At 41.2% G+C, this 17614-nt stretch carries 23 protein-coding genes; 5 read left to right on the top strand and 18 right to left on the bottom strand.

Annotated elements, in window-relative coordinates; genetic code table 11:
- Positions 1–129, bottom strand: a complete 129-nt coding sequence (locus tag WA1_RS24540) for a hypothetical protein (RefSeq protein ID WP_017739885.1) — start codon at positions 127–129, stop codon at positions 1–3.
- Positions 130–260: 131 nt separating this feature from the next.
- Between WA1_RS24540 and WA1_RS24535 the strand changes: the two genes are divergently transcribed.
- Both WA1_RS24535 and WA1_RS24530 read left to right on the top strand, forming a co-directional pair.
- Positions 261–515 (top strand): hypothetical protein, encoded by a 255-nt coding sequence (locus tag WA1_RS24535; protein ID WP_017739886.1) that lies wholly within the window; start codon positions 261–263, stop codon positions 513–515.
- Complete coding sequence (locus WA1_RS24530; RefSeq protein WP_017739887.1) at positions 508–882, top strand: type II toxin-antitoxin system RelE/ParE family toxin; 375 nt, start codon at positions 508–510, stop codon at positions 880–882. The genes WA1_RS24535 and WA1_RS24530 overlap by 8 nt, the downstream gene beginning before the upstream one ends.
- 69 nt (positions 883–951) lie before the next feature.
- On the opposite strand, the gene WA1_RS24525 is transcribed toward WA1_RS24530, so the two are convergent.
- From WA1_RS24525 to WA1_RS24485, 10 genes are all read right to left on the bottom strand, one after another.
- Positions 952–1224, bottom strand: a complete 273-nt coding sequence (locus tag WA1_RS24525; RefSeq protein ID WP_017739888.1) for a hypothetical protein — start codon at positions 1222–1224, stop codon at positions 952–954.
- A gap of 25 nt (positions 1225–1249) precedes the next feature.
- A complete protein-coding gene (locus WA1_RS24520; protein WP_017739889.1) occupies positions 1250–1504 on the bottom strand; it encodes a MoaD/ThiS family protein in 255 nt (84 codons plus the stop codon).
- Between the two features lie 247 nt (positions 1505–1751).
- The gene (locus tag WA1_RS24515) at positions 1752–2516 is read right to left on the bottom strand and encodes a Uma2 family endonuclease (RefSeq protein ID WP_017739890.1); all 765 of its coding nucleotides are present in this window, start codon (positions 2514–2516) and stop codon (positions 1752–1754) included.
- A gap of 232 nt (positions 2517–2748) precedes the next feature.
- Positions 2749–6246, bottom strand: a complete 3498-nt coding sequence (locus tag WA1_RS24510; protein ID WP_017739891.1) for a DUF7379 domain-containing protein — start codon at positions 6244–6246, stop codon at positions 2749–2751.
- 313 nt (positions 6247–6559) lie between these two features.
- The gene (locus tag WA1_RS24505; protein WP_026134308.1) at positions 6560–8089 is read right to left on the bottom strand and encodes a YifB family Mg chelatase-like AAA ATPase; all 1530 of its coding nucleotides are present in this window, start codon (positions 8087–8089) and stop codon (positions 6560–6562) included.
- A gap of 210 nt (positions 8090–8299) precedes the next feature.
- The gene (locus tag WA1_RS24500) at positions 8300–8692 is read right to left on the bottom strand and encodes a hypothetical protein (protein WP_017739893.1); all 393 of its coding nucleotides are present in this window, start codon (positions 8690–8692) and stop codon (positions 8300–8302) included.
- Positions 8693–8850: 158 nt separating this feature from the next.
- Positions 8851–9282 (bottom strand): hypothetical protein, encoded by a 432-nt coding sequence (locus WA1_RS24495; RefSeq protein ID WP_158516686.1) that lies wholly within the window; start codon positions 9280–9282, stop codon positions 8851–8853.
- Positions 9283–9398: 116 nt separating this feature from the next.
- On the bottom strand, positions 9399–9557 hold the full coding sequence (locus WA1_RS61795; RefSeq protein WP_419183621.1) for a type II toxin-antitoxin system RelE family toxin: 159 nt from the start codon (positions 9555–9557) through the stop codon (positions 9399–9401).
- 102 nt (positions 9558–9659) lie between these two features.
- Entirely contained in the window at positions 9660–9887 is a 228-nt protein-coding gene (locus tag WA1_RS24490) for a hypothetical protein (protein WP_017739895.1), read from the bottom strand.
- 223 nt (positions 9888–10110) lie between these two features.
- Positions 10111–10428, bottom strand: a complete 318-nt coding sequence (locus WA1_RS24485; RefSeq protein WP_017739896.1) for a hypothetical protein — start codon at positions 10426–10428, stop codon at positions 10111–10113.
- An 806-nt stretch (positions 10429–11234) separates the two neighbouring features.
- On the opposite strand from WA1_RS24485, the gene WA1_RS24480 reads away from it, so the two are divergent.
- Entirely contained in the window at positions 11235–13034 is a 1800-nt protein-coding gene (locus tag WA1_RS24480) for an ATP-binding protein (RefSeq protein ID WP_017739897.1), read from the top strand.
- Positions 13035–13343: 309 nt separating this feature from the next.
- Here WA1_RS24480 and WA1_RS24475 read toward each other — a convergent pair whose 3' ends face one another.
- The 3 genes from WA1_RS24475 to WA1_RS24465 all read right to left on the bottom strand — a co-directional run bounded on the left by WA1_RS24475 (position 13344) and on the right by WA1_RS24465 (position 14733).
- Entirely contained in the window at positions 13344–13832 is a 489-nt protein-coding gene (locus WA1_RS24475; protein WP_017739898.1) for a glycine-rich domain-containing protein, read from the bottom strand.
- A gap of 3 nt (positions 13833–13835) precedes the next feature.
- The gene (locus WA1_RS24470) at positions 13836–14453 is read right to left on the bottom strand and encodes a site-2 protease family protein (RefSeq protein WP_017739899.1); all 618 of its coding nucleotides are present in this window, start codon (positions 14451–14453) and stop codon (positions 13836–13838) included.
- A gap of 85 nt (positions 14454–14538) precedes the next feature.
- Complete coding sequence (locus WA1_RS24465; RefSeq protein ID WP_017739900.1) at positions 14539–14733, bottom strand: hypothetical protein; 195 nt, start codon at positions 14731–14733, stop codon at positions 14539–14541.
- A gap of 125 nt (positions 14734–14858) precedes the next feature.
- Here WA1_RS24465 and WA1_RS53170 point away from each other — a divergent pair, with 125 nt between their 5' ends.
- The gene (locus tag WA1_RS53170) at positions 14859–14993 is read left to right on the top strand and encodes an FHA domain-containing protein (protein WP_419183595.1); all 135 of its coding nucleotides are present in this window, start codon (positions 14859–14861) and stop codon (positions 14991–14993) included.
- Positions 14994–15604: 611 nt separating this feature from the next.
- Here the strand turns inward: WA1_RS53170 and WA1_RS24460 are convergent.
- Both WA1_RS24460 and WA1_RS24455 read right to left on the bottom strand, forming a co-directional pair.
- Entirely contained in the window at positions 15605–15895 is a 291-nt protein-coding gene (locus WA1_RS24460; protein ID WP_017739901.1) for a type II toxin-antitoxin system RelE/ParE family toxin, read from the bottom strand.
- Positions 15870–16139 carry a type II toxin-antitoxin system ParD family antitoxin gene (locus WA1_RS24455; RefSeq protein ID WP_017739902.1) on the bottom strand — a complete coding sequence of 90 codons (270 nt, stop codon included), beginning with the start codon at positions 16137–16139 and terminating at the stop codon, positions 15870–15872. The genes WA1_RS24460 and WA1_RS24455 overlap by 26 nt, the downstream gene beginning before the upstream one ends.
- Positions 16140–16226: 87 nt before the next feature.
- Between WA1_RS24455 and WA1_RS55310 the strand changes: the two genes are divergently transcribed.
- Positions 16227–16559, top strand: coding sequence for a hypothetical protein (locus tag WA1_RS55310; RefSeq protein ID WP_148662758.1), 333 nt, complete (start codon positions 16227–16229; stop codon positions 16557–16559).
- A 107-nt stretch (positions 16560–16666) separates the two neighbouring features.
- On the opposite strand, the gene WA1_RS24450 is transcribed toward WA1_RS55310, so the two are convergent.
- Positions 16667–16909, bottom strand: a complete 243-nt coding sequence (locus WA1_RS24450) for a hypothetical protein (protein ID WP_017739904.1) — start codon at positions 16907–16909, stop codon at positions 16667–16669.
- Positions 16910–17108: 199 nt separating this feature from the next.
- Positions 17109–17417: a DUF433 domain-containing protein gene (locus WA1_RS24445; protein ID WP_017739905.1), complete on the bottom strand. Its 309-nt coding sequence runs from the start codon at positions 17415–17417 to the stop codon at positions 17109–17111.
- Positions 17418–17614: the final 197 nt, after the last annotated feature.

Genomic DNA, 17614 nt, shown 5'->3' with positions numbered 1-17614 from the left:
CTAATCCTCAATCTCCATTTTCAAATATTCAAAATTAGTAATTGTAACTTCAACATCTGGAAACTTTGCCGTTATCTTTAATTCTCCTCCCATTGCTTCAATGACTTGTCGCAGATGACTAACATACATAAATGAATATGCCACATTACTCCCAGTTATCGAATGTTTTAGACGTGCAAAAAAAAATGACCCCCTCAAGTTCTTCCGTGCCAATTAAAGTTTACTACACTATAATTCTAGGCTGACAGAGGACACTCAAAATGAAAGCATACGAATTTCCGGCAAAAATCACACCTGAAGGAACGCTAGAAGTTCCTGAAGAACTTTTGGACAGTTTTCCCAGCGATCGAGTTGTACGAGTGATTGTGTTAATCAACGAACCAGTTGAGGGGGAAGAAGCCGATGACAATGCTTTGGAATTTTCAGCAGAAAGCTTTCGTCAATCGTGGCACGAAGCAATAACCGGACAAACACTTTCTCTTTCCCAGTTGTGGGAGGGTATTGAAGTTGACTGAATCATCTCCCATTGAAATTAGACTAACGGTTGAATTTCAACGGAAGGTTCGTACACTGTCCAAGAAGTATCGCCAGATCCAACGGGATCTAGAAGAAATTTTAGAACAATTGCAAGCTGGAAATTTCCTAGGCGATCGCCTTTCTAGTATAGGTTATGAAATCTTCAAGGTACGGGTTAAGAATAGGGTCATCAAGAAAGGTAAAAGCGCTGGATATCGACTCATTTATTGGATTCGTTCATCGAATACTATCGTATTACTAGATATTTCTTCAAAATCTGAACAGAAGGATATAGAAGTCACAGAAATTCAGCGAATTTTGGTTGAGTTTGAGAAGCAAAGTAATGCAGAACAAACAGAAGAATAAAGCGACCTGAGAACTTCTTTCCCTTCGTGTGGTGGAGAAGGAGCCACGATTTCTAGAGTGCTATGGTTGTCAGTGAGGCGGAGATGGAGATCGCTCAACAATACGACGGCGACCATCTATAAATATAAGTCGTTCGGGTAACTTAGGTTGCGATGCTGCAAAGCCACCGCTTGGCGAACGCACTCTAGAAAACTTTGTCCAATCTGCTGTTTCTACAGTTGGATCGACCTCACTTTCAGATAACGCCAGTTCTTCTATATCTATTGAGGAGTCGTAGTTGTTAGCCCAAAGCTCAAGCCTAAAGTTATTTTTCTGCCAAAATTCGTTTTTGTTATTGGTCACTGGTCACTGGTCACTGGTCACTGATTCAACCGCCGCTTACAGGAGGAATTAACACCACTTCGTCACCATTGTTCAAGATAGTTTCCGGTTCTACAAATTGGAGGTTAACCCCAAATCGGGTGATATCCCGCAATTGAGAAAGTTGAGGGTGTTCCGCAATCAGGCGATCGCGAACTGCAGCAACGGGTGTACTTTCTGGAAATTCTAACAACAATTCTGGTACACCGTATGCTTCTTGGTAAGCAGCAAAGAGTTTAACGGTAATTGTAATTGTAGACATAAGATGATGAACATGGATTCTTGTAGTATGCCATGCCAAATCTATCAAGGTAGATAAAAACTTGAGGAAATCAATTCTAAAGGGAGCATCCCGTTTTGGCAAAAGCCCTCAGAATAGAATTCTCTTGCTATACAACAAAGTCCACCTACGTGGACTTCAATATTAAGTCCTTGTCTTGCGGACGAGCGTTTGTATAGCTGTGATTTCAATCACAAGCGTGTTTTTTCCAAATTGGGATGCTTCGCGTCTAAATTGTATCTGGGTCTATATTTAACTCCCGTAATTTTGCTGCCAAACGTTTTGCTTTTTCAGCTTCCTGTTGTGCCTTTTGTTCTACCTGTTCTAGTTTTTGTTCTGTCTGTTGTGCCTTTTGTTCTACCTGTTCTAATTTTTGTTCTGTCTGTTGTGCTGTTTCTTCAGGTGTTGGTACTAGTTGCTCATCTGCTGTAAAAAACCGCAATAAACCCTGATACATTCCCAAATATAACCCTAATTGTTGACTCCACAAATATCCTTTTTCTGTTGGTTGTAGAGGTTGATATTCTCCATCTACTAAATGAAATCCCGCAAATTCTAATGTATACGGGTCGAACCAAAAATAATCCGGTGTGCGGAAAGTATCTTGATAAATTTCTTTTTTTAAACCTTTGTCTGTCTTGGCTGTTGAGTCCGACAAAATTTCTAGAATGACATTTGGATATTTGCCATCTTCTTCCCAGACTACCCAACTTTTGCGGGTTTTACGTTGGGTTCCCAGCACTACAAAAAAATCTGGACCTCGGAAATCTTCTGATTTAAGTTGGCGTGGACTATAGTAGATAGTCAGGTTTCCAGCCGCATAGAAATCATTTCTATCTCGCCACAGCCATTCTAGACATATCAAAAGTAAAATTATTTGTCGTAAGTGCAGTTCTGTTTCCAAGGGAGGCTCATCACTATATAAATCGCCAGGGGGAAATATAACATCTGGGAAGATGCCATCAAGAGCATCTAATTCTTGAGCTATGGTCATAGAATGGATACGGCATCAATTAGTTATGGATGTATTTTAGCAGTTGTATGCTTTAAAAGCAGCAGTTCCTGTCCTCCCCCCTTAGGCCCGCCCTAACTCGATTTGTAAAAAATCTACCCTTGTGAGGGGCTAGGGGAGATATTGTCACAACGGTAGACTTTACAAAATCCTCTTAAATTTTTGGTGAATTCATCTTTGAAGCCTTTTATTGAAGAAAATTCAACACTGAGATTTATACCTCTTCACAGAGTGCTTTGACCAATGCGTCTAAACCAGATTGAGTGGTGAAGTAAGTTACATGATCGCAAGTTGCATCTGGAGCTATAATTCTCGGCTTGGGAATGCGGTTTTCACTCACGCTTTTAATGCTTTCGAGTGTCACCGCTATGTCGTTTGGTTGCTGGAAGAAAACTAAGTTGACTACGCGCTCTTGAGCCGAGCCAAATAATTTCTCCATCAGTCGCTTGATAGCACTCGACTGTTTTCCAGAATCGGTTTGTAATGCTTCAGGACGAATTGAGCGATCGCCTGCAATAATGGTATACCGCACGTTAGGATCTGGATTGGTAGCAATGCTTTGGATAAAATTGCTGCTTGGGCTCATCTGCTCTACAGTCTTAATGTTGGCATCCACAAGTTTTAAGATTCCAGCAATAACGACTGCAGGCCAAGCTACTGAGGAAAGTTGGTTTAACCCAATTCCCAGAGCAGCAAAAGCCCAATCTTGAACCGTAGACCAAGGAGAACCACCATTAGGTGTACCCAGCATCACTAAGTGTTGAACAATTTTATTTCCACCTTCTTTTTCAATAAAGGTACGAGATATTAAGCCGCCCATTGAATGAGCAACAATATCTAATTGTTTGCCATGGTTGGCTGTTAACCCAACTTCTTCTAGTCTTTGTTTCAGAAGTTTGGCATTTTCTTCGATGGTCGTATTGAGATTTTCGTAATCAAAGGCGAGAATTAAGTCATATTTATCTCGCAAAGTTTTCTGTTGTCCGTTTTCTGTCAATTTTGCTTGTTGAGCGCTTGCTACAGACGTTTCTGTATCGCCCATGATACCGTGAATATAAAGTAATATCTTCTTGGCTTGAGTCACTTTTGCTGTAATAATTTCCTTATCAGCTTGATAAGATACACGCCCGTCTGGTAAGATTTCAGAAAGTCTTAACAAGGGATAAGAAAATTTTTGTCCAAAAGGTTGAGTCAGCAGTTTTTGGAAGAGAATCTTGATGGAACCTTGTAGACTGCGGCTATTAGCTATTGGTTCAGGTAAGCGTTCTAAAGTAATTTCTGTCTTGCCATTTGCTGCCTTAGCTGTCCCTAAAGGTAAGAAAAATTCTCCATCATAAGCAAGTGGCAAAACATATTCGTTGGATGACAATGGTTTGTCAACAACTATCTTTATAGGATTTTCTGGTGTGACGCTTTCGTGATTCTGTACGCCAGTGATTTCCAAAACACTTAATTTAGAGAGACCGCTACGAGTGGTGTTAAATTCAAAGGGTTGAAACAGATTTGGAGCTTCTATGAGAATGGGTGGAAGTAAATTACTGTTAACATCCCGGCTGTTTGGTGGTAAGGAGTTGATCTCAACTTTGCCTTGAAAACTGGAATTGTTGTGCAGTACAACACCTGGTTGTAGAGTTGTTGGTTCAGATTGTTTAATCTCTACTCCACTTGGTGGTTTTACAATCGTCAGTTTAACTTCCTTGGTCATCCAGTTATCAAGATTGTCAGAACCCGGTTCCACTGCATTACGAGAAGAAATGTTGTCCATTAAACGGTTAAGAGCGCCGGATAATCCTGTAGAACGAGTAGAACGAGTGGGAGGAGGAGTATCAAGTCCTTTTTGTGCGAGCAAACTCGCGTTGAAATCTCTAGTGCTGACAATTAACTTGAAAATATCATTGTATTCTGTCACTCCACTATTTATATATGCTCTGGGAATCGCTAAGTCTAATATCTTACTCGTTTTGCTTGGCAAAAGTGAGTCATCACTCGATTTTTTTGATAAACGGAGACTACTTGTCTCTGGGAAAAATGGTGGGATACTTATTGAATAATCACCTGCTAAGTCTACTATTTGAAAGTAAATATCTTGGTCACTGTGATTCGTTACAGTGATTTTTACCTTTGGCGGTGTTGGCTGATTATTGTTGAAACTGTATTCTCCACGTAAATCGGAAATTGCCTGTTTTGAGGAATACTCCTGACCATCAGAGATGACGATCGCTTCCAAATCCACATCTTCTGGTTGGATTTGACTGGTGGGTGGCGTTTTCAATTCTAAAACATTCGTCCAACGTGCAACGTGTTCTAAACGTTTGATGATTTGCACTGCACGTTGCAAAGTATATCCTTGGGTATCTGGTACGAGTGGAATCGGTGCGACTATTGACTTTCGATCGCTTGCTTGTTTAATCCAGTATTGACCTTGATGTGCTTCTAGCTCGTAATTGGCATCTTCAGATTGTTCTGCTTCTTTAATAAACAAAGATGGTTCACCCTCATTAACTGTTGTTAGAGATCTTCGAGCCAGTTCTATACCTTGAGCGTCCCCTACAAAATTCACTTTCAATTGAGGAACGGGTACGCTGATGACAACCGCCCTGTAAGGTGCTTCTGGATCTATTTCCGTAATACTATTGAATTCAATTTTGCTAACTTCTGTAAGTACTTCGGTAACTACAGCTTGACCAATGGAAAGGGAAATATCGCTCAACTGTTCTAGTGGGGTTTCTTGGGGGAAAATTGCTAATACAGTCTCTCCTTCCGTAACTGGACGAATTCCGTGTAAAGCACCTCCATTAATGACCCAATTACTGTAAACTTGCGTGTTATAGGTCAGGGTAAAGTAATTCAAACGATCGCCTACTGCACCTCCTAAGAAGGTTTGTCCTAAATCTTCTGCAAGTGCTTCTATCTGGGGTGATTGATCGTTGACTTTACTGAGGATCAAAGCGTTGATATCTTGCAATAAATCTGCATAGGATAAACTACCGTGAGTGCGTTGCAATGCTTGGGTGAAAAAGTAAGAAAAAGCACCGCGTCGTTTACCATCTTCACCTCTATGCTCTTTTGCTGTTTGATGGGAACGACAAGCCGCGATCGCAACATGTCTTGGTGGCTCGTAGTTCTCACTCAAACGCCGTTTCAGCCATTCCTCAGTAAAAATAAACTCTTTTAAATCTCTGACTCGTCCATCTGCAGAGGTTTGACGTTCCACCACTTTTGGATCTCGCGTTGCTGTACCGGAGTGACAGCAATCCAGAACAATCAAGATATGTGGATTGTTCTTTGCCACCTGCTCAATGAGGTAGCTTAATTCCTTATCTGCTAAGTCTCGACCTTGTGTCGTCCGGCTATCATAACAAACTAAAGTTTCAATTTGACGATCTGAATCTTTAATCCGAAACGCCTCTGGTGCTGGTTCAAAGGAACCATGTCCTGCATAGTAAAATAAGACTACGTCTTCACTGGTTGCTTGGGACAAGTGTTTTTGAAAGCCATCTATGATCGCCTGACGTGTTGCCAATTCATTCGTCAGTTTCCAAGGAACCTCTGAGTTTTCAACTAATTCCCACTTTTTCTCAGTAGCAATTCGTTTCTGTAAATATTCTTCTATTGCTTCAATATCGTTAACACAACCACTTAAATTATTGACTCTGGATTCTGGGTGGTATTTATCAATACCAGCAAGTAGGGCGTAAATTTTTTGAGCCATAAATATTGACCTCGTAAAGCTGTTCGATTTTAGCTTCTTGATTCAGAATATCAATCCTTTCTATATAGGTGTCAGTAAAATTAACTTATGCATATGTTTAGGGAGCATCCCAATTTGGAAAAAACACGCTTGTGATTGAAATCACGCCTATACAGACCAAGTCCGCCTGCGCGGACTTCTATATTAAGTCCACGTAGGTGGACTTTGTTTGTATAGCAAGAGAATTCTATTCTTGCAGGCTTGTGCCAAATTGGGATGCTCCCGTTAGCCACGATATATATAACAAGAGGAAAGATAAAATTCTAATGAATATTTACTGCATTCTATCAATCGTCCGATATTGAATGGCTTCAGCAACATACTGAGGTTTTAAGTTCTCATCCCCTGCCAAATCTGCAATCGTCCGTGCTACTTTGAGAATACGATCGCTAGCTCTTGCCGATAAACCCAATTTTCTAATTGCCCCTTCCAATAAATTGCGGCTGCTATCATCTAAATTGCACCATTTTTGAAGATGGCGGCTCTGCATTTGTGCATTGCAAGATAAATGATCTTCATTTTTGAATCTATGATACGCAAGATCTCGTGCCTGTTGCACCCTGTCTCTCACAATTTCAGAGGATTCTCCTGTTGGTTGTTGGGTAATCTCTTCTGGTTTTAAACGGTTTACGGCAACTTGCAAATCAATTCTATCCATTAAAGGACCGGAAAGCTTAGCCCAGTATTGCTCTCTCTGTCTGGGCGTACAGGTACAGTTTTGAATAATATCTCCGTAATATCCGCAAGGGCATGGATTTGTACTGCCAACGAGTGTAAACTGAGCGGGAAACATGACTGATTGTCTGGCACGGGAAATTGTGACATAGCCATCTTCTAGAGGTTGACGCAGAAATTCCAAGACATCTCTTTTAAATTCTGTTAACTCATCCAGAAAAAGGATGCCCTTATGTGCTAGAGAAATTTCTCCAGGACGCGGGAAACCACCACCACCTACCAAAGAAGGACCAGAAGCAGAATGGTGAGGACTGCGGAAGGGGCGATCGCGAATCAACGAGCCGCGATTTTTTAACAAACCTGCGACGGAATAAATGCGAGTCACCTCCAGGGCTTCCTTCAATTGCATTGCTGGTAGAATTCCAGGCAAACGACGTGCTAACATGGTCTTACCGCTACCTGGGGGACCTACAAACACTAAATTATGTCCACCCGCAGCAGCAATTTCCAACGCACGGCGGGCATGAGCTTGCCCTTTCACATCTTTCAAATCTGCTTGTCCTGACGTTTCATGCAATACCTCTACAGAATTATCTAACTGCACCGCTTTGTGTCGCCTGGGATTGTTTAAAAAATGAATCACCTCAGACAAATTTTTAAAGCCGTAAACTGGCAATCCTTCAACTAAAGCAGCTTCTTGTGCATTATCAGCAGGAACAACTAAACCTGCAATTCCCAGTTTTTGAGCAGCCGATGCGATCGGCAAAACACCAGCAACCGAAAGCAAGCTGCCATCCAAAGACAACTCGCCTAAAAAAAGGTAGTCACCCAATAACTCAGCACTCACTTGTTGGGAAGCAGCTAAAATTCCTACGCTCATTGGCAAATCAAAACACGGACCTTCCTTTCGTAAATCCGCAGGTGTAAGATTAATCACAATTTTTCGTATGGGAAAAGCAAAACCAGCATTCTTGAGAGTTGCCTTAACCCTTTCTTTCGCTTCTTGAATGGCGGGATCTGGCAGCCCCAAAACGACAATTCCCGGCAACCCTCCTGACACATCCACTTCAACGCCCACTTTAACGGCGTCGATGCCGACAATTGACGCGCTCCAGACTCTAGCTAGCATGAATCCAAATGTTTATTTAAGAATATTAAACCTATAGAATCTGTAACAGATAAACAGGTAAATTGGCATGAGTGAAACTACAGAGGCGATCGTTCTCCAAGAGTGAACTCAAACTGTATCCGGGTCAAACCTCTCTCCATGCTTTGGCAGAGGCAAAACGACTTAGGTGTTTGGCAAGGATTCCTAATACCCCAGAGTCTATAAAAACTATCATGATTGTGAATATAACTTCTGACCGGGAAGCCTTAAAGCATCAATTCTTTGCTTGAATTCCTCAAATAATTCTTCTCGCTCCTTGGATTCTTCTTCAGACATATTTTGATGGCGTTCTATACGTTTAGCTAAAAGAGCGATCGCTTTTTGATTTTTCCGTAACTGCTCGTCTTTATCCCAAGATGAATATGTGTCAGTAATTTTTCTGTCGATATCTAATTGCAAAATTTGCTTCAAAGCACTAGCATCTGATGGTTCTAAATAAATGGGGCTAGAATACCCCTCTAAAATGAGGTCATAACCCTGGTTATTGGTATTAGTTGGAATTAGTGCAACAAAACGAACTATATTCAAAATTTTACCGCTTGGGAGTTCTACTGGGTTATTCATGCACGCAAAATATTATCGACTTCTGCTTACTAGTTTACCAAAATGACGGGATCTGGCAGCCCCAAAACGACAATTCCCGATAACCCTCCTGACACATCCACTTCAATCGCACTTCATTAGGTGACGGTGACAAGAAGTCAGGACTTACGCAAAAATTGCTAGAAACCTTGATTTATCGAACCGCCAAGACGCCAAGAATTCGTAGAGCGTGCGTAAGTCCTAGAAGTAATTCCTTGCCAGTCAGTGTATACTAACGAAATGAGTTCACCTGCTTCTATGGTGATATTGCCACCATCAGCAGTATTAAAAGCTTCAGAAGTAATTTCACTATTGTTACGGAATATAATTGAATTTGCTACATTTAAAGTAATATTACCACCTTTTCCCTGAGTATAAGTTGCTGACCCAATCCGCGAGTAATTGCTTATATTTATTTCAGATGCATTAATTTCTAAATCTCCAGCATTTCCAGACCCACCGCTGTCTGCTGCAATTAAAGCTCCATTCAGCAGTTCAATTCCACCTTGTAACCTTGAAACTGAAAAACTCCTCAACGGGATTGAGAGCATATCTGGTTGAGTGCATCTCACTTTTCGGAAATGTCAGATCTGATATTTCCTTGAAGTATATGAACCCTTCTACTTTCTAGTAGATTTGCTTTTTAAGTTTTATTCACTTACTTTCCCTACCGCCTAATGCAGCATAATCAACTTTCATCACGATACGCTTTACTACGATGACTAACTTTGACAATATTTACTAATAAAATATTGTCTTGTATCTGATAAATAACTCGATAATCTCCTACTCGAATACGATACAAATCATTCTCTAACTTTTTAACCCCGTTTGGGCGAGGTTCTATTGCTAATTCATCAATATGGGTTTGTATGCGTTCTTGAAGGTCTAATGAGAGAGAGTTTTTTGAACTGTTTTAATGCACCTTTTGAAAATATAACTTGATAATTCACGCCACGTCCTTTTTCAGATCTCTTTTAATTTCTGCCCACGGTATACCACCATTCATTTTGAGGTCTTCTAATTCAGCACGAGCGTCTCTAATGTCTTCTTCATCCTCTTCATCATCAATTTTCTTTAATAATGCGAGAATTTCATCTAAAGTACTGTCGTAAGCGCTATGCAACAGTACGTTGATATCCTTAATTATCTCTTCTCTATCACGTTTTGTTTTCATTTTTACACCTCGTTTAATTACTACAATGATTATACAATATAGAACGACTGTGAATGTGTAATGCAGAAGTTCTTGAATTACAGGCTAACCTTGCCCAATTGCTCTGTCGAGTGTTGTCCAACAGAAGAAGTGATAATTTCTCAAGCAGGCGCTCCTATTGACCGTATATTACTGCGCGAGCGCTTTGCTACAGAATAATCCAAAACAAATTGCATTAAAATCTTCACCCCTCTTCTATCATTGAGTGGATTAACGTTTTATCCAACGCAACTTCTCGTTGCAGTTGTTGCATAGAAGTAATAGCATTACTTATTGATTCTTTAGTTGTGGGCTTTCCCCAAGCGTTATAACGTGCTTGGGGTTCTTTTGATACTGCAACTTCTGCATCAGGTAACGGTTGCACAACCACCACCACTTCAACAAAAGTATCTTTTAAATCAGTGGGCGTTTGGATTTGCAATATACCATCTTCCCCAATATGCGCTCGTAACTTCATCGTTTCCATGTCCGCCTCCAGCACAATATCCTTAACAATTATCATTATAGGTTGCTACAAATTACTCGATAATTTCCTCCAGCAAACGCGATCGCACTACCAAGTGCTAACGACACGAAAAGTTTGATATTCATAGATTTGGTGTCATGAAATGCTACAAACTTATTAGCAGACTTTAGATTGAACTAAAAGTAATTAACCGCACCCTGTAGCTGATGGACGCTGATGAGTTTATAGATGCTTTAGGCGCTCGCCCTCTTTCATCACCGAAAATAAGGAAGGAGGAAGAAGAAAGGCCGAAGTTGGAAAGAATTTTCCGTCTGCTCTTTCTCTCTTCTTCCTTCCTAAGGTAGAAGCCCCTCAATTTATTGATGGAAAAGTAAGATTTTGTTCTTGCCATTTCAAATCCCCTCAATTTATTGATGGGGATACAACTTCGGTCTTCCCTCTTCCTTCTTACGAGCGTTAATTTCGTCAAAGAAAATTTGAAATCCTGTTTTCACGTTAGTCCGCGTAGGCGGACTTTGTTTGTGTAGCCGCGAATTCTATTCGCCTCAATGTACATGCAATAAACGTGACGAAACCTAGTACGATTGACAAGAATCTTTTCATTATGTCCTCCAAAATATGGACTGGTCACCGTTGCCGTTACTGGAAATTTTCTTCTGAGTGTAGAAAACCTCTGAATTTATGCTTTTGACCTCTGAAACATTTAATTTAAGAGGCTGCACTAAAAACTCTCTTGTAGCAAGCACCTGAATCATAATAATTTATAATGACAATCTGTATAACTCCGCAAAACTCCGATTGACCAAGTAAACTGAGTATACCGATGATAAGAGGAAGGGCGGATGTTCCCACGCGACTTTCTGGCGCAAATGGCTCGTAACTATGAACTATCCAAAGAGCAGGAGGAAGTTTTTCTGCTTCGCTATGGGGAGGAACTGAATTATCACGACATTGCTAAGAAGTTAAACACTTCTGAGGGAGCCTGCTTGAAACGAATGGGACAGGTGTACAACAAGTTTAAAGTCAGTGGTAGCAGTCGGGGTAAGGAGAACCGACTCCGAATTTTTCTCACTGAGCAATTACAAGGTGTAACACAACCGTCTGTAGAATCAACTGCTTTTACAGAAACTCCTCAAGAACCGTATGTTATGACTGTAGTTCCTCCAGAAATTGCAATCGCTCTTACGCAAAGTGGAACCGCTTCACCGCCCATCTACGAAAACTTACCCAAGCGAGAATGTACTCGTTTTATTGGTCGCCGTCAAGAATTAGCTCGCTTGTTAGAGCTGCTTTCCTTCGAGCATCCGGCTCATTTGATTAGTGTTGATGGTGTTGGGGGTGTCGGAAAGACAACACTCGTCTTGGAAACTGCTCATCTTTGCCTCCAAGCTAGTATACCTGGTTCAGTCGTGCTAACCTTTGAAGGAATGACCGTACCGACCTTTGAGGCAATTATTTTTACATCAGCTAAGCAGCAGTATCTGAAAGCTTTGCAGATTTTACCTCGCCTCAAACGCGAACGCAATCTACGAGATATTTACCGAACGATCGCTCATACCCTAGAACGTCCTGAAATTAGCTACAGATCGCCGGACGATCAGCTTGACTTGATTCGAGATAGCTTGAAGCAGCAGCGAACTTTGCTGATTGTGGATAATTTGGAAACTATCGAAGATAAACAGGAATTATTAAGTTTTGTGTACGACTTACCCCGTACAGTTAAAGTTATCCTGACGACTCGGGAACAAGCTCTGTTTGTCCCAATTCGGTTGGAATCTCTACCCGAAGAAGATGGGCTGAGCTTAATCCATCATCAAGCAAAAGAAAAAGGGGTAGAGCTACACCCTCCAGCAGATCGAGTCCTTTACCAAAACACCCACGGTATCCCAGCAGCAATAGTTTATACTGTTGGTCAGCTAGCAGCAGGGTATCCGCTGGATGCTGTACTGACAAAATTAAAAAGCGCGACAGGTGATGTGGCTCGCTTCTGTTTCAAGACTTCTGTGGAGCGTTTGCGAGGACAACCGCCCCACCGAATACTCATGACACTATCGCTTTTTGCTAGAGCCGTTGAGAGAGAAACCATTAGCGCAATTGCTATGGAAGATTCGATGAATACGGGTGATGGATTAGCTCAACTCCAACAACTTTCGCTAGTCCGCCAGCAGGATGCACGTTATAGCTTACACCCTCTGACTCGCGAGTATGCAGCAGCCGAACTCACAGCGCATCCTGAATTTGAACAGTTAGTGCGATCGCAGTGGGTGAAGTGGTATTTAAAATTCTCGCAGGAATACGGTAGTATCGATGAAAAAAAATGGTATTCCGAATACAGCTTCCTAGATCTGGAATGGGAGAATCTTCTGGATGTGATGAAATGGTGCAGGGAAAAGAGAAAATATGACGACCTCCTCAGTTTTTGGAGACAAATCAAAGGATACACTCACGTGCGTGGGTATTGGGATGAACGCTTGGTGTGGACGGATTGGTTGCTAGGAGCTGCTCAAGAACGGGGCGATCGCTCAACACTGGTAGAGGTTTTGTATGATAAAGGTTGGACACTTACCCTCACAAGACAGCCTGAATATCTGGAAGAAGCCAGCGTACTTTTGCTTACTTATCACAGCGACAAGGAAATTTGAAACAAGCTCGATACTGGGCGCAAGAAGCAGCTCTTCGTTTTGAGAGTTTAAAAATGATACCGGAAGCAAGGGAAATGAGAACTTTCATCCAGAATACGAGGGGTGAGTGATATCATGTCCGCTTACATACCCTGAATAAAGCTCACGCAAAGGCGCTAAGGCGCTAAGAAATTAAGAGACTTTTCCGCATGGTTATGCTACCGGATATGGTATAGTTTACTTGTTTGATGCGTGAATTTTGGGTTTATTGCACGGGTAAATCCAGAAGTTTGCACCGTCAAGGAACTATTAGTTCTTAAGCATGGTTGGTTACAGGTCTGCACAAGCACTTGCTTGCTGTAGTCTATCCTTACATAGGATAATACTTTGAGATGTTTGGATTTCCTTAATTAAGAGTACGCCAAAATGTTCTGCAAACAATGTTTTGGTGTCATAAAATGCCTTTTCTAAGGATAATTGGTTTGTTTCACTCCTAGAATTTAAGTTGGGATTGTGATGCACAAAGTAACCAAATAACCGCTCACAATCACAAGCATATTTGCGAGTGTCCAAAATGTGGTGATGCCAAACAATATCGATTTCGTAGGTTGGGACAAGTGCGCTATTGGGATAGAGGTAGATTAAATGCAGAAACATTTTGTAACGAGCGATCGCCGATTCTATTTGTTCGCGACTCCATCCTCGACCGTTTTCAGGATACATCAATCTTTGGGCGATTGGTTCCAAGTCTAAAGATTCTAGATTTTCTTGGAAAGTCTTGTTTTTAACCGAAGTAGCAGCTGTCAAATTGAAACTCATAATTTATAGTTTTACTCCAGTCGTTGTCTCAATCATCAGAGCAGCGATCGCAGCTAATCCTGTATTAAAATCAGGAATTAGCAGGAGAATCATCAAACCAAATAGTCCAGAGTGACCATCATCCAATGGCTTGAGAAAGGGAAAAAATTCCTTAAAGATATGAAAACCATCAAGGGGTGGAATCGGTAGGAGATTAAACAAAAACAACATGAGATTTATTTGGGCTGCCAAATAGAGGAATTGAACACTAAAAATTCCTGTAGCATCAGCAACAAAAAACAAGTTAATTAGCGTAATACACAAAATACCTAATGCCAAATTCATCATTGGTCCTGCTGCTGATACCAAAATGTTGCCGAGCTTTGCTGAGCGAAATTTAGATGAGTTAACAGGCATTTGTCCCCAAGCTATTCCAGCAACACAAAGGAAAATAATCGATTCCCAGCCCATATGAACTAAGGGATTGAGAGTTAGATGACCAGTTTTTCGTGGAGTATCATCTCCCTGGCTTAAAGCAGCCAAGCCATGAGCAAGTTCATGCAGCGTAACGGAGATGATGACGATCGCAACAATCCGAAGGTACTCAATTGACTTTCCAGTCGTCAACATTTGAACAAGCATAGGTTTTAGCTCAGAGCAAAATTATATGTAATTCAACGCCATTATTTACTTCTAGTTATTCAGAACAAGATTAGACGGATATAGTTTACTTACCCCGCTCGTTAGATAAATGAGAGGAAGTTTTGTTGTGAGAAGGTGGTTGTTGATGGGTTAAGCGACTATGCCAAAAGTAAATCTGAAATACAGCAACCGCCAGTGCTGCGATCGTTACTAGTATTTGTGATTTCCGATTAAGTGGTCGCCAAATGTTTCGAGAATGCTTATGCTGAATCTTAGACATAAAAAGACTCCTATTACAATGACTGGGGGAATTTTTGTAGTGTTCTACTGAAAGTCAGGTTAAGTAAAGCAAATGAAACTCAAGTTTCCTGGCATCATGCAAATATCAAACCTATCGAAATTGGTTTGCAAACCCAGTGGCAAGTCTGCGATTCAAACGACTCCAATGGTACTTACATTAATGGAGTACGATTACAGGATGCCAGATTTTGCACTCAAGCGATCGCCGTTACTTTCCCCTTCAAACTGAAGAAATCCTAAACTGGATTGAGAGCGTGTCTAGTTGGAGGCATTTCACTTTTTAGGAATATAAACTCTGATGTTTCCTTGAAGTATATGAACCCTTCTACTTTCTAGTAGATTTACTTTTTAAGTTTTATTCACTTATGCCAATTCTTTATGAGGATATATATAATTAGCATATTTATTTTTCTGAGTCCTTGTGTCAAGCGTGAGACGCATTTCCCGATACGGCAGTATAGCCGTAATCGCTCGCTTATCAGAATAGATTTAAGCAAAGGGTGGACAAAATATTTGTCATTACCGAATCGGATATCGGGCAGCCTTATGGTTTGAACCGAAAAAAAGCCTAAGCGTTTCCCCGACTATGACCGCTGCCTGCAAAACGCCCCCACCAATACAAAAGGAGATGGGCCGGATACCAGCAGGGCGGATTATACCTGGTGCCTGATTGCGATTGACTGGGGCTGGAGCGTGGAGGAAACCGCCGCCCAGCTCCTCAAAGAGCGCACCGACGACAGAAACGTCACCGCAATACCCAAAGATACGCGGACATAACCGCCCGCAGTGCGGCAAACGCCGTAGAGCGCAACCGCTTGCGGGGAAGATAATGTTACACTTCCAAACCTGCGTTACATATGAAGCATAGGGTCTTGTTTGCCTCCAAGCACCCGCACAATTAAAATGCCTTCTTCCTCTGGCTGATAATAGATGGCGTGGGAGCGGTATTCGTAACGCTGTAATCCTGGCGCAATAAAGCTATAGTTGCTCCCCCAGCTTTGATATTCTGCCAATAACGCAAAACAATCATGCATCCCTGAAACATACTCTTGCGCGATGCGTAAGCCAAAGTTCAGAATGGAATATTCGTAAATATTCTCAATATCACGCTCCGCTTTATTCGTGAGTTGATAGGTTGCCATTGTGCTTAAGCCTGTCTTCTACCCGTTTCATAATATCTTTTACCGTAGAGGTACTGACACCACTGTCTAACCCTTCCTGAATAAGGGCAAACAAATCCTGTTCCGCCTGTCGCCTATCCTGATCGCGGCGAATTAAATCACGAAAATACTCACTATCATTGCCATAGCGTCCGCTCGCAATTTGCGCCTTCACCCATTCCTCCATTACATCAGGGATAGTAATGGTTTTACGCATCATAGACATTACCGTTACTCCTTTGGCTTGACCATAATATGCTTATAGTGTGATTATTATCATACCATAAGCCAAACCATAAAGAAAGCGAAATGCTTGCAAAACGCCCCAGCAAAGCAACAGTGCCATAAATCGCAAACATCTATACCAAACAGTTACTTCCCTAAAAACCGTTTTACGGCTAAGCATTACCCCTCTAGATATTTCTCCGTTCCTGGCGGAATTTGCTTTCCCAGCAAGCCGCTTTACGAGAAATACTCTGGAGTATGTATGCAACCCTTTGATTCTGAAGCCGTAGAAAACGTGTATTCTATCGTTTTAACAGAAGATGAAATCCCTGAAATTGTGGAAGGGGAAATAGAAGGAGCGATATTCACAGGCACTCAGGAAAAGTGCCAAGCTGAAATCTTAATGTCCCTGCTGGACTAAGCAAGCAGGAGAAACACGGGGGGTTAACGGTTATGCCCCCGTGTTTCTCTTTTTTTTGTAGTTAATCAATTAATTTATTTGTTGTTTTAGAGTCGTAAACTGTTACTCTAGTCTGTTTCTTTCGCCAAGCTCAATGTGATGGTGGAACCCTGTAAAAATTTTTTAAAAGCTTCATAAGTTTCTATAGGAAGATTACCGCTGAATTCATCAAACACATAAACTGTATTATTTTGGCAAAATACGGATTCTCTTGCAAGATTTTTATCTAAAATAACTTGCAATACTGAATGTTCTGTAAATATATATTCTCTTTTATTGATATTATTTTCTTGGATTATGAGAATATTCATTTTTATATCTAGGAAGATTTTCTTACATTTCAGAATATCATAATACGTAAAATATCCGCCACAAGGAACAAGCAATCTCACATCTTTGCGGTTGCTTCGTCGTTCCTTCTTGCGGCGGATAAATCATGTATTATATAAAGATTCTCATCCGGATGAAGTACAAGTTCATCTGCGTACATCCGCGTTCATCTGCGGTTCCTTAACTCTTTAATGTATTGCACTCAATTGAAAGTTTCTTGCTCAACAGATTGTCCTTGGCATAGAATGAGCACGTGCAGTTCGCTCCCGATCCAGCATTGATGATTGCGATCGCTTCCAATACTATCAATACCTGAGTCTGCAAATGTGGGAAATCTTCTAAAAATTCGGCTAAGCCTGCTTCACCTTCAAGATAATCAAAAAAAGTTTGTAATGGAACTCGCGTTCCAACAAAGACTGGAGTTCCACTCATAATCTCAAGATCGGAGTGAATAATTTGTCGGTCACGTAAATGCGATTGAATATCCATCTTACAGCTATTCACATTCTTCGTAGCATTCGGCTTGTCGTTTCATTGTAGCTTAACGTTGAAGTCGTTTGAGGTTTTCCATGACTTACTCGTACTGAGCCATTTTCCCCCGCTCTATTAGGAAGTTCTACAAAAGGTTTTGAGATTAGAACTTACCCTAAAAGAGCTAAGTTTCAGTATAACCGCCTTTAGTCCTA

Origin of the sequence: Scytonema hofmannii PCC 7110, from assembly GCF_000346485.2 — a bacterium.
GTDB classification, from domain to species: Bacteria; Cyanobacteriota; Cyanobacteriia; order Cyanobacteriales; family Nostocaceae; genus Scytonema; species Scytonema hofmannii.
Note: the sequence above shows the minus strand (reverse complement) of the source record. Positions and strands in the feature narration are given on the sequence as shown.

Coding starts and splice junctions, on each gene's coding strand:
- WA1_RS24445 (WP_017739905.1), bottom strand. CDS start 17,417: ATGGATATTCAATCGCATTTACGTGACCGACAAATTATTCACTCCGAT.
- WA1_RS24505 (WP_026134308.1), bottom strand. CDS start 8,089: ATGCTAGCTAGAGTCTGGAGCGCGTCAATTGTCGGCATCGACGCCGTT.
- WA1_RS24455 (WP_017739902.1), bottom strand. CDS start 16,139: ATGTCTATGATGCGTAAAACCATTACTATCCCTGATGTAATGGAGGAA.
- WA1_RS24520 (WP_017739889.1), bottom strand. CDS start 1,504: ATGTCTACAATTACAATTACCGTTAAACTCTTTGCTGCTTACCAAGAA.
- WA1_RS24540 (WP_017739885.1), bottom strand. CDS start 129: ATGTATGTTAGTCATCTGCGACAAGTCATTGAAGCAATGGGAGGAGAA.
- WA1_RS24450 (WP_017739904.1), bottom strand. CDS start 16,909: ATGAATATTCTCATAATCCAAGAAAATAATATCAATAAAAGAGAATAT.
- WA1_RS24490 (WP_017739895.1), bottom strand. CDS start 9,887: ATGAAAACAAAACGTGATAGAGAAGAGATAATTAAGGATATCAACGTA.
- WA1_RS24535 (WP_017739886.1), top strand. CDS start 261: ATGAAAGCATACGAATTTCCGGCAAAAATCACACCTGAAGGAACGCTA.
- WA1_RS24510 (WP_017739891.1), bottom strand. CDS start 6,246: ATGGCTCAAAAAATTTACGCCCTACTTGCTGGTATTGATAAATACCAC.
- WA1_RS24475 (WP_017739898.1), bottom strand. CDS start 13,832: ATGAGTTTCAATTTGACAGCTGCTACTTCGGTTAAAAACAAGACTTTC.
- WA1_RS24500 (WP_017739893.1), bottom strand. CDS start 8,692: ATGAATAACCCAGTAGAACTCCCAAGCGGTAAAATTTTGAATATAGTT.
- WA1_RS24515 (WP_017739890.1), bottom strand. CDS start 2,516: ATGACCATAGCTCAAGAATTAGATGCTCTTGATGGCATCTTCCCAGAT.
- WA1_RS24460 (WP_017739901.1), bottom strand. CDS start 15,895: ATGGCAACCTATCAACTCACGAATAAAGCGGAGCGTGATATTGAGAAT.
- WA1_RS24485 (WP_017739896.1), bottom strand. CDS start 10,428: ATGATAATTGTTAAGGATATTGTGCTGGAGGCGGACATGGAAACGATG.
- WA1_RS24480 (WP_017739897.1), top strand. CDS start 11,235: ATGTTCCCACGCGACTTTCTGGCGCAAATGGCTCGTAACTATGAACTA.
- WA1_RS24465 (WP_017739900.1), bottom strand. CDS start 14,733: ATGTCTAAGATTCAGCATAAGCATTCTCGAAACATTTGGCGACCACTT.
- WA1_RS24470 (WP_017739899.1), bottom strand. CDS start 14,453: ATGCTTGTTCAAATGTTGACGACTGGAAAGTCAATTGAGTACCTTCGG.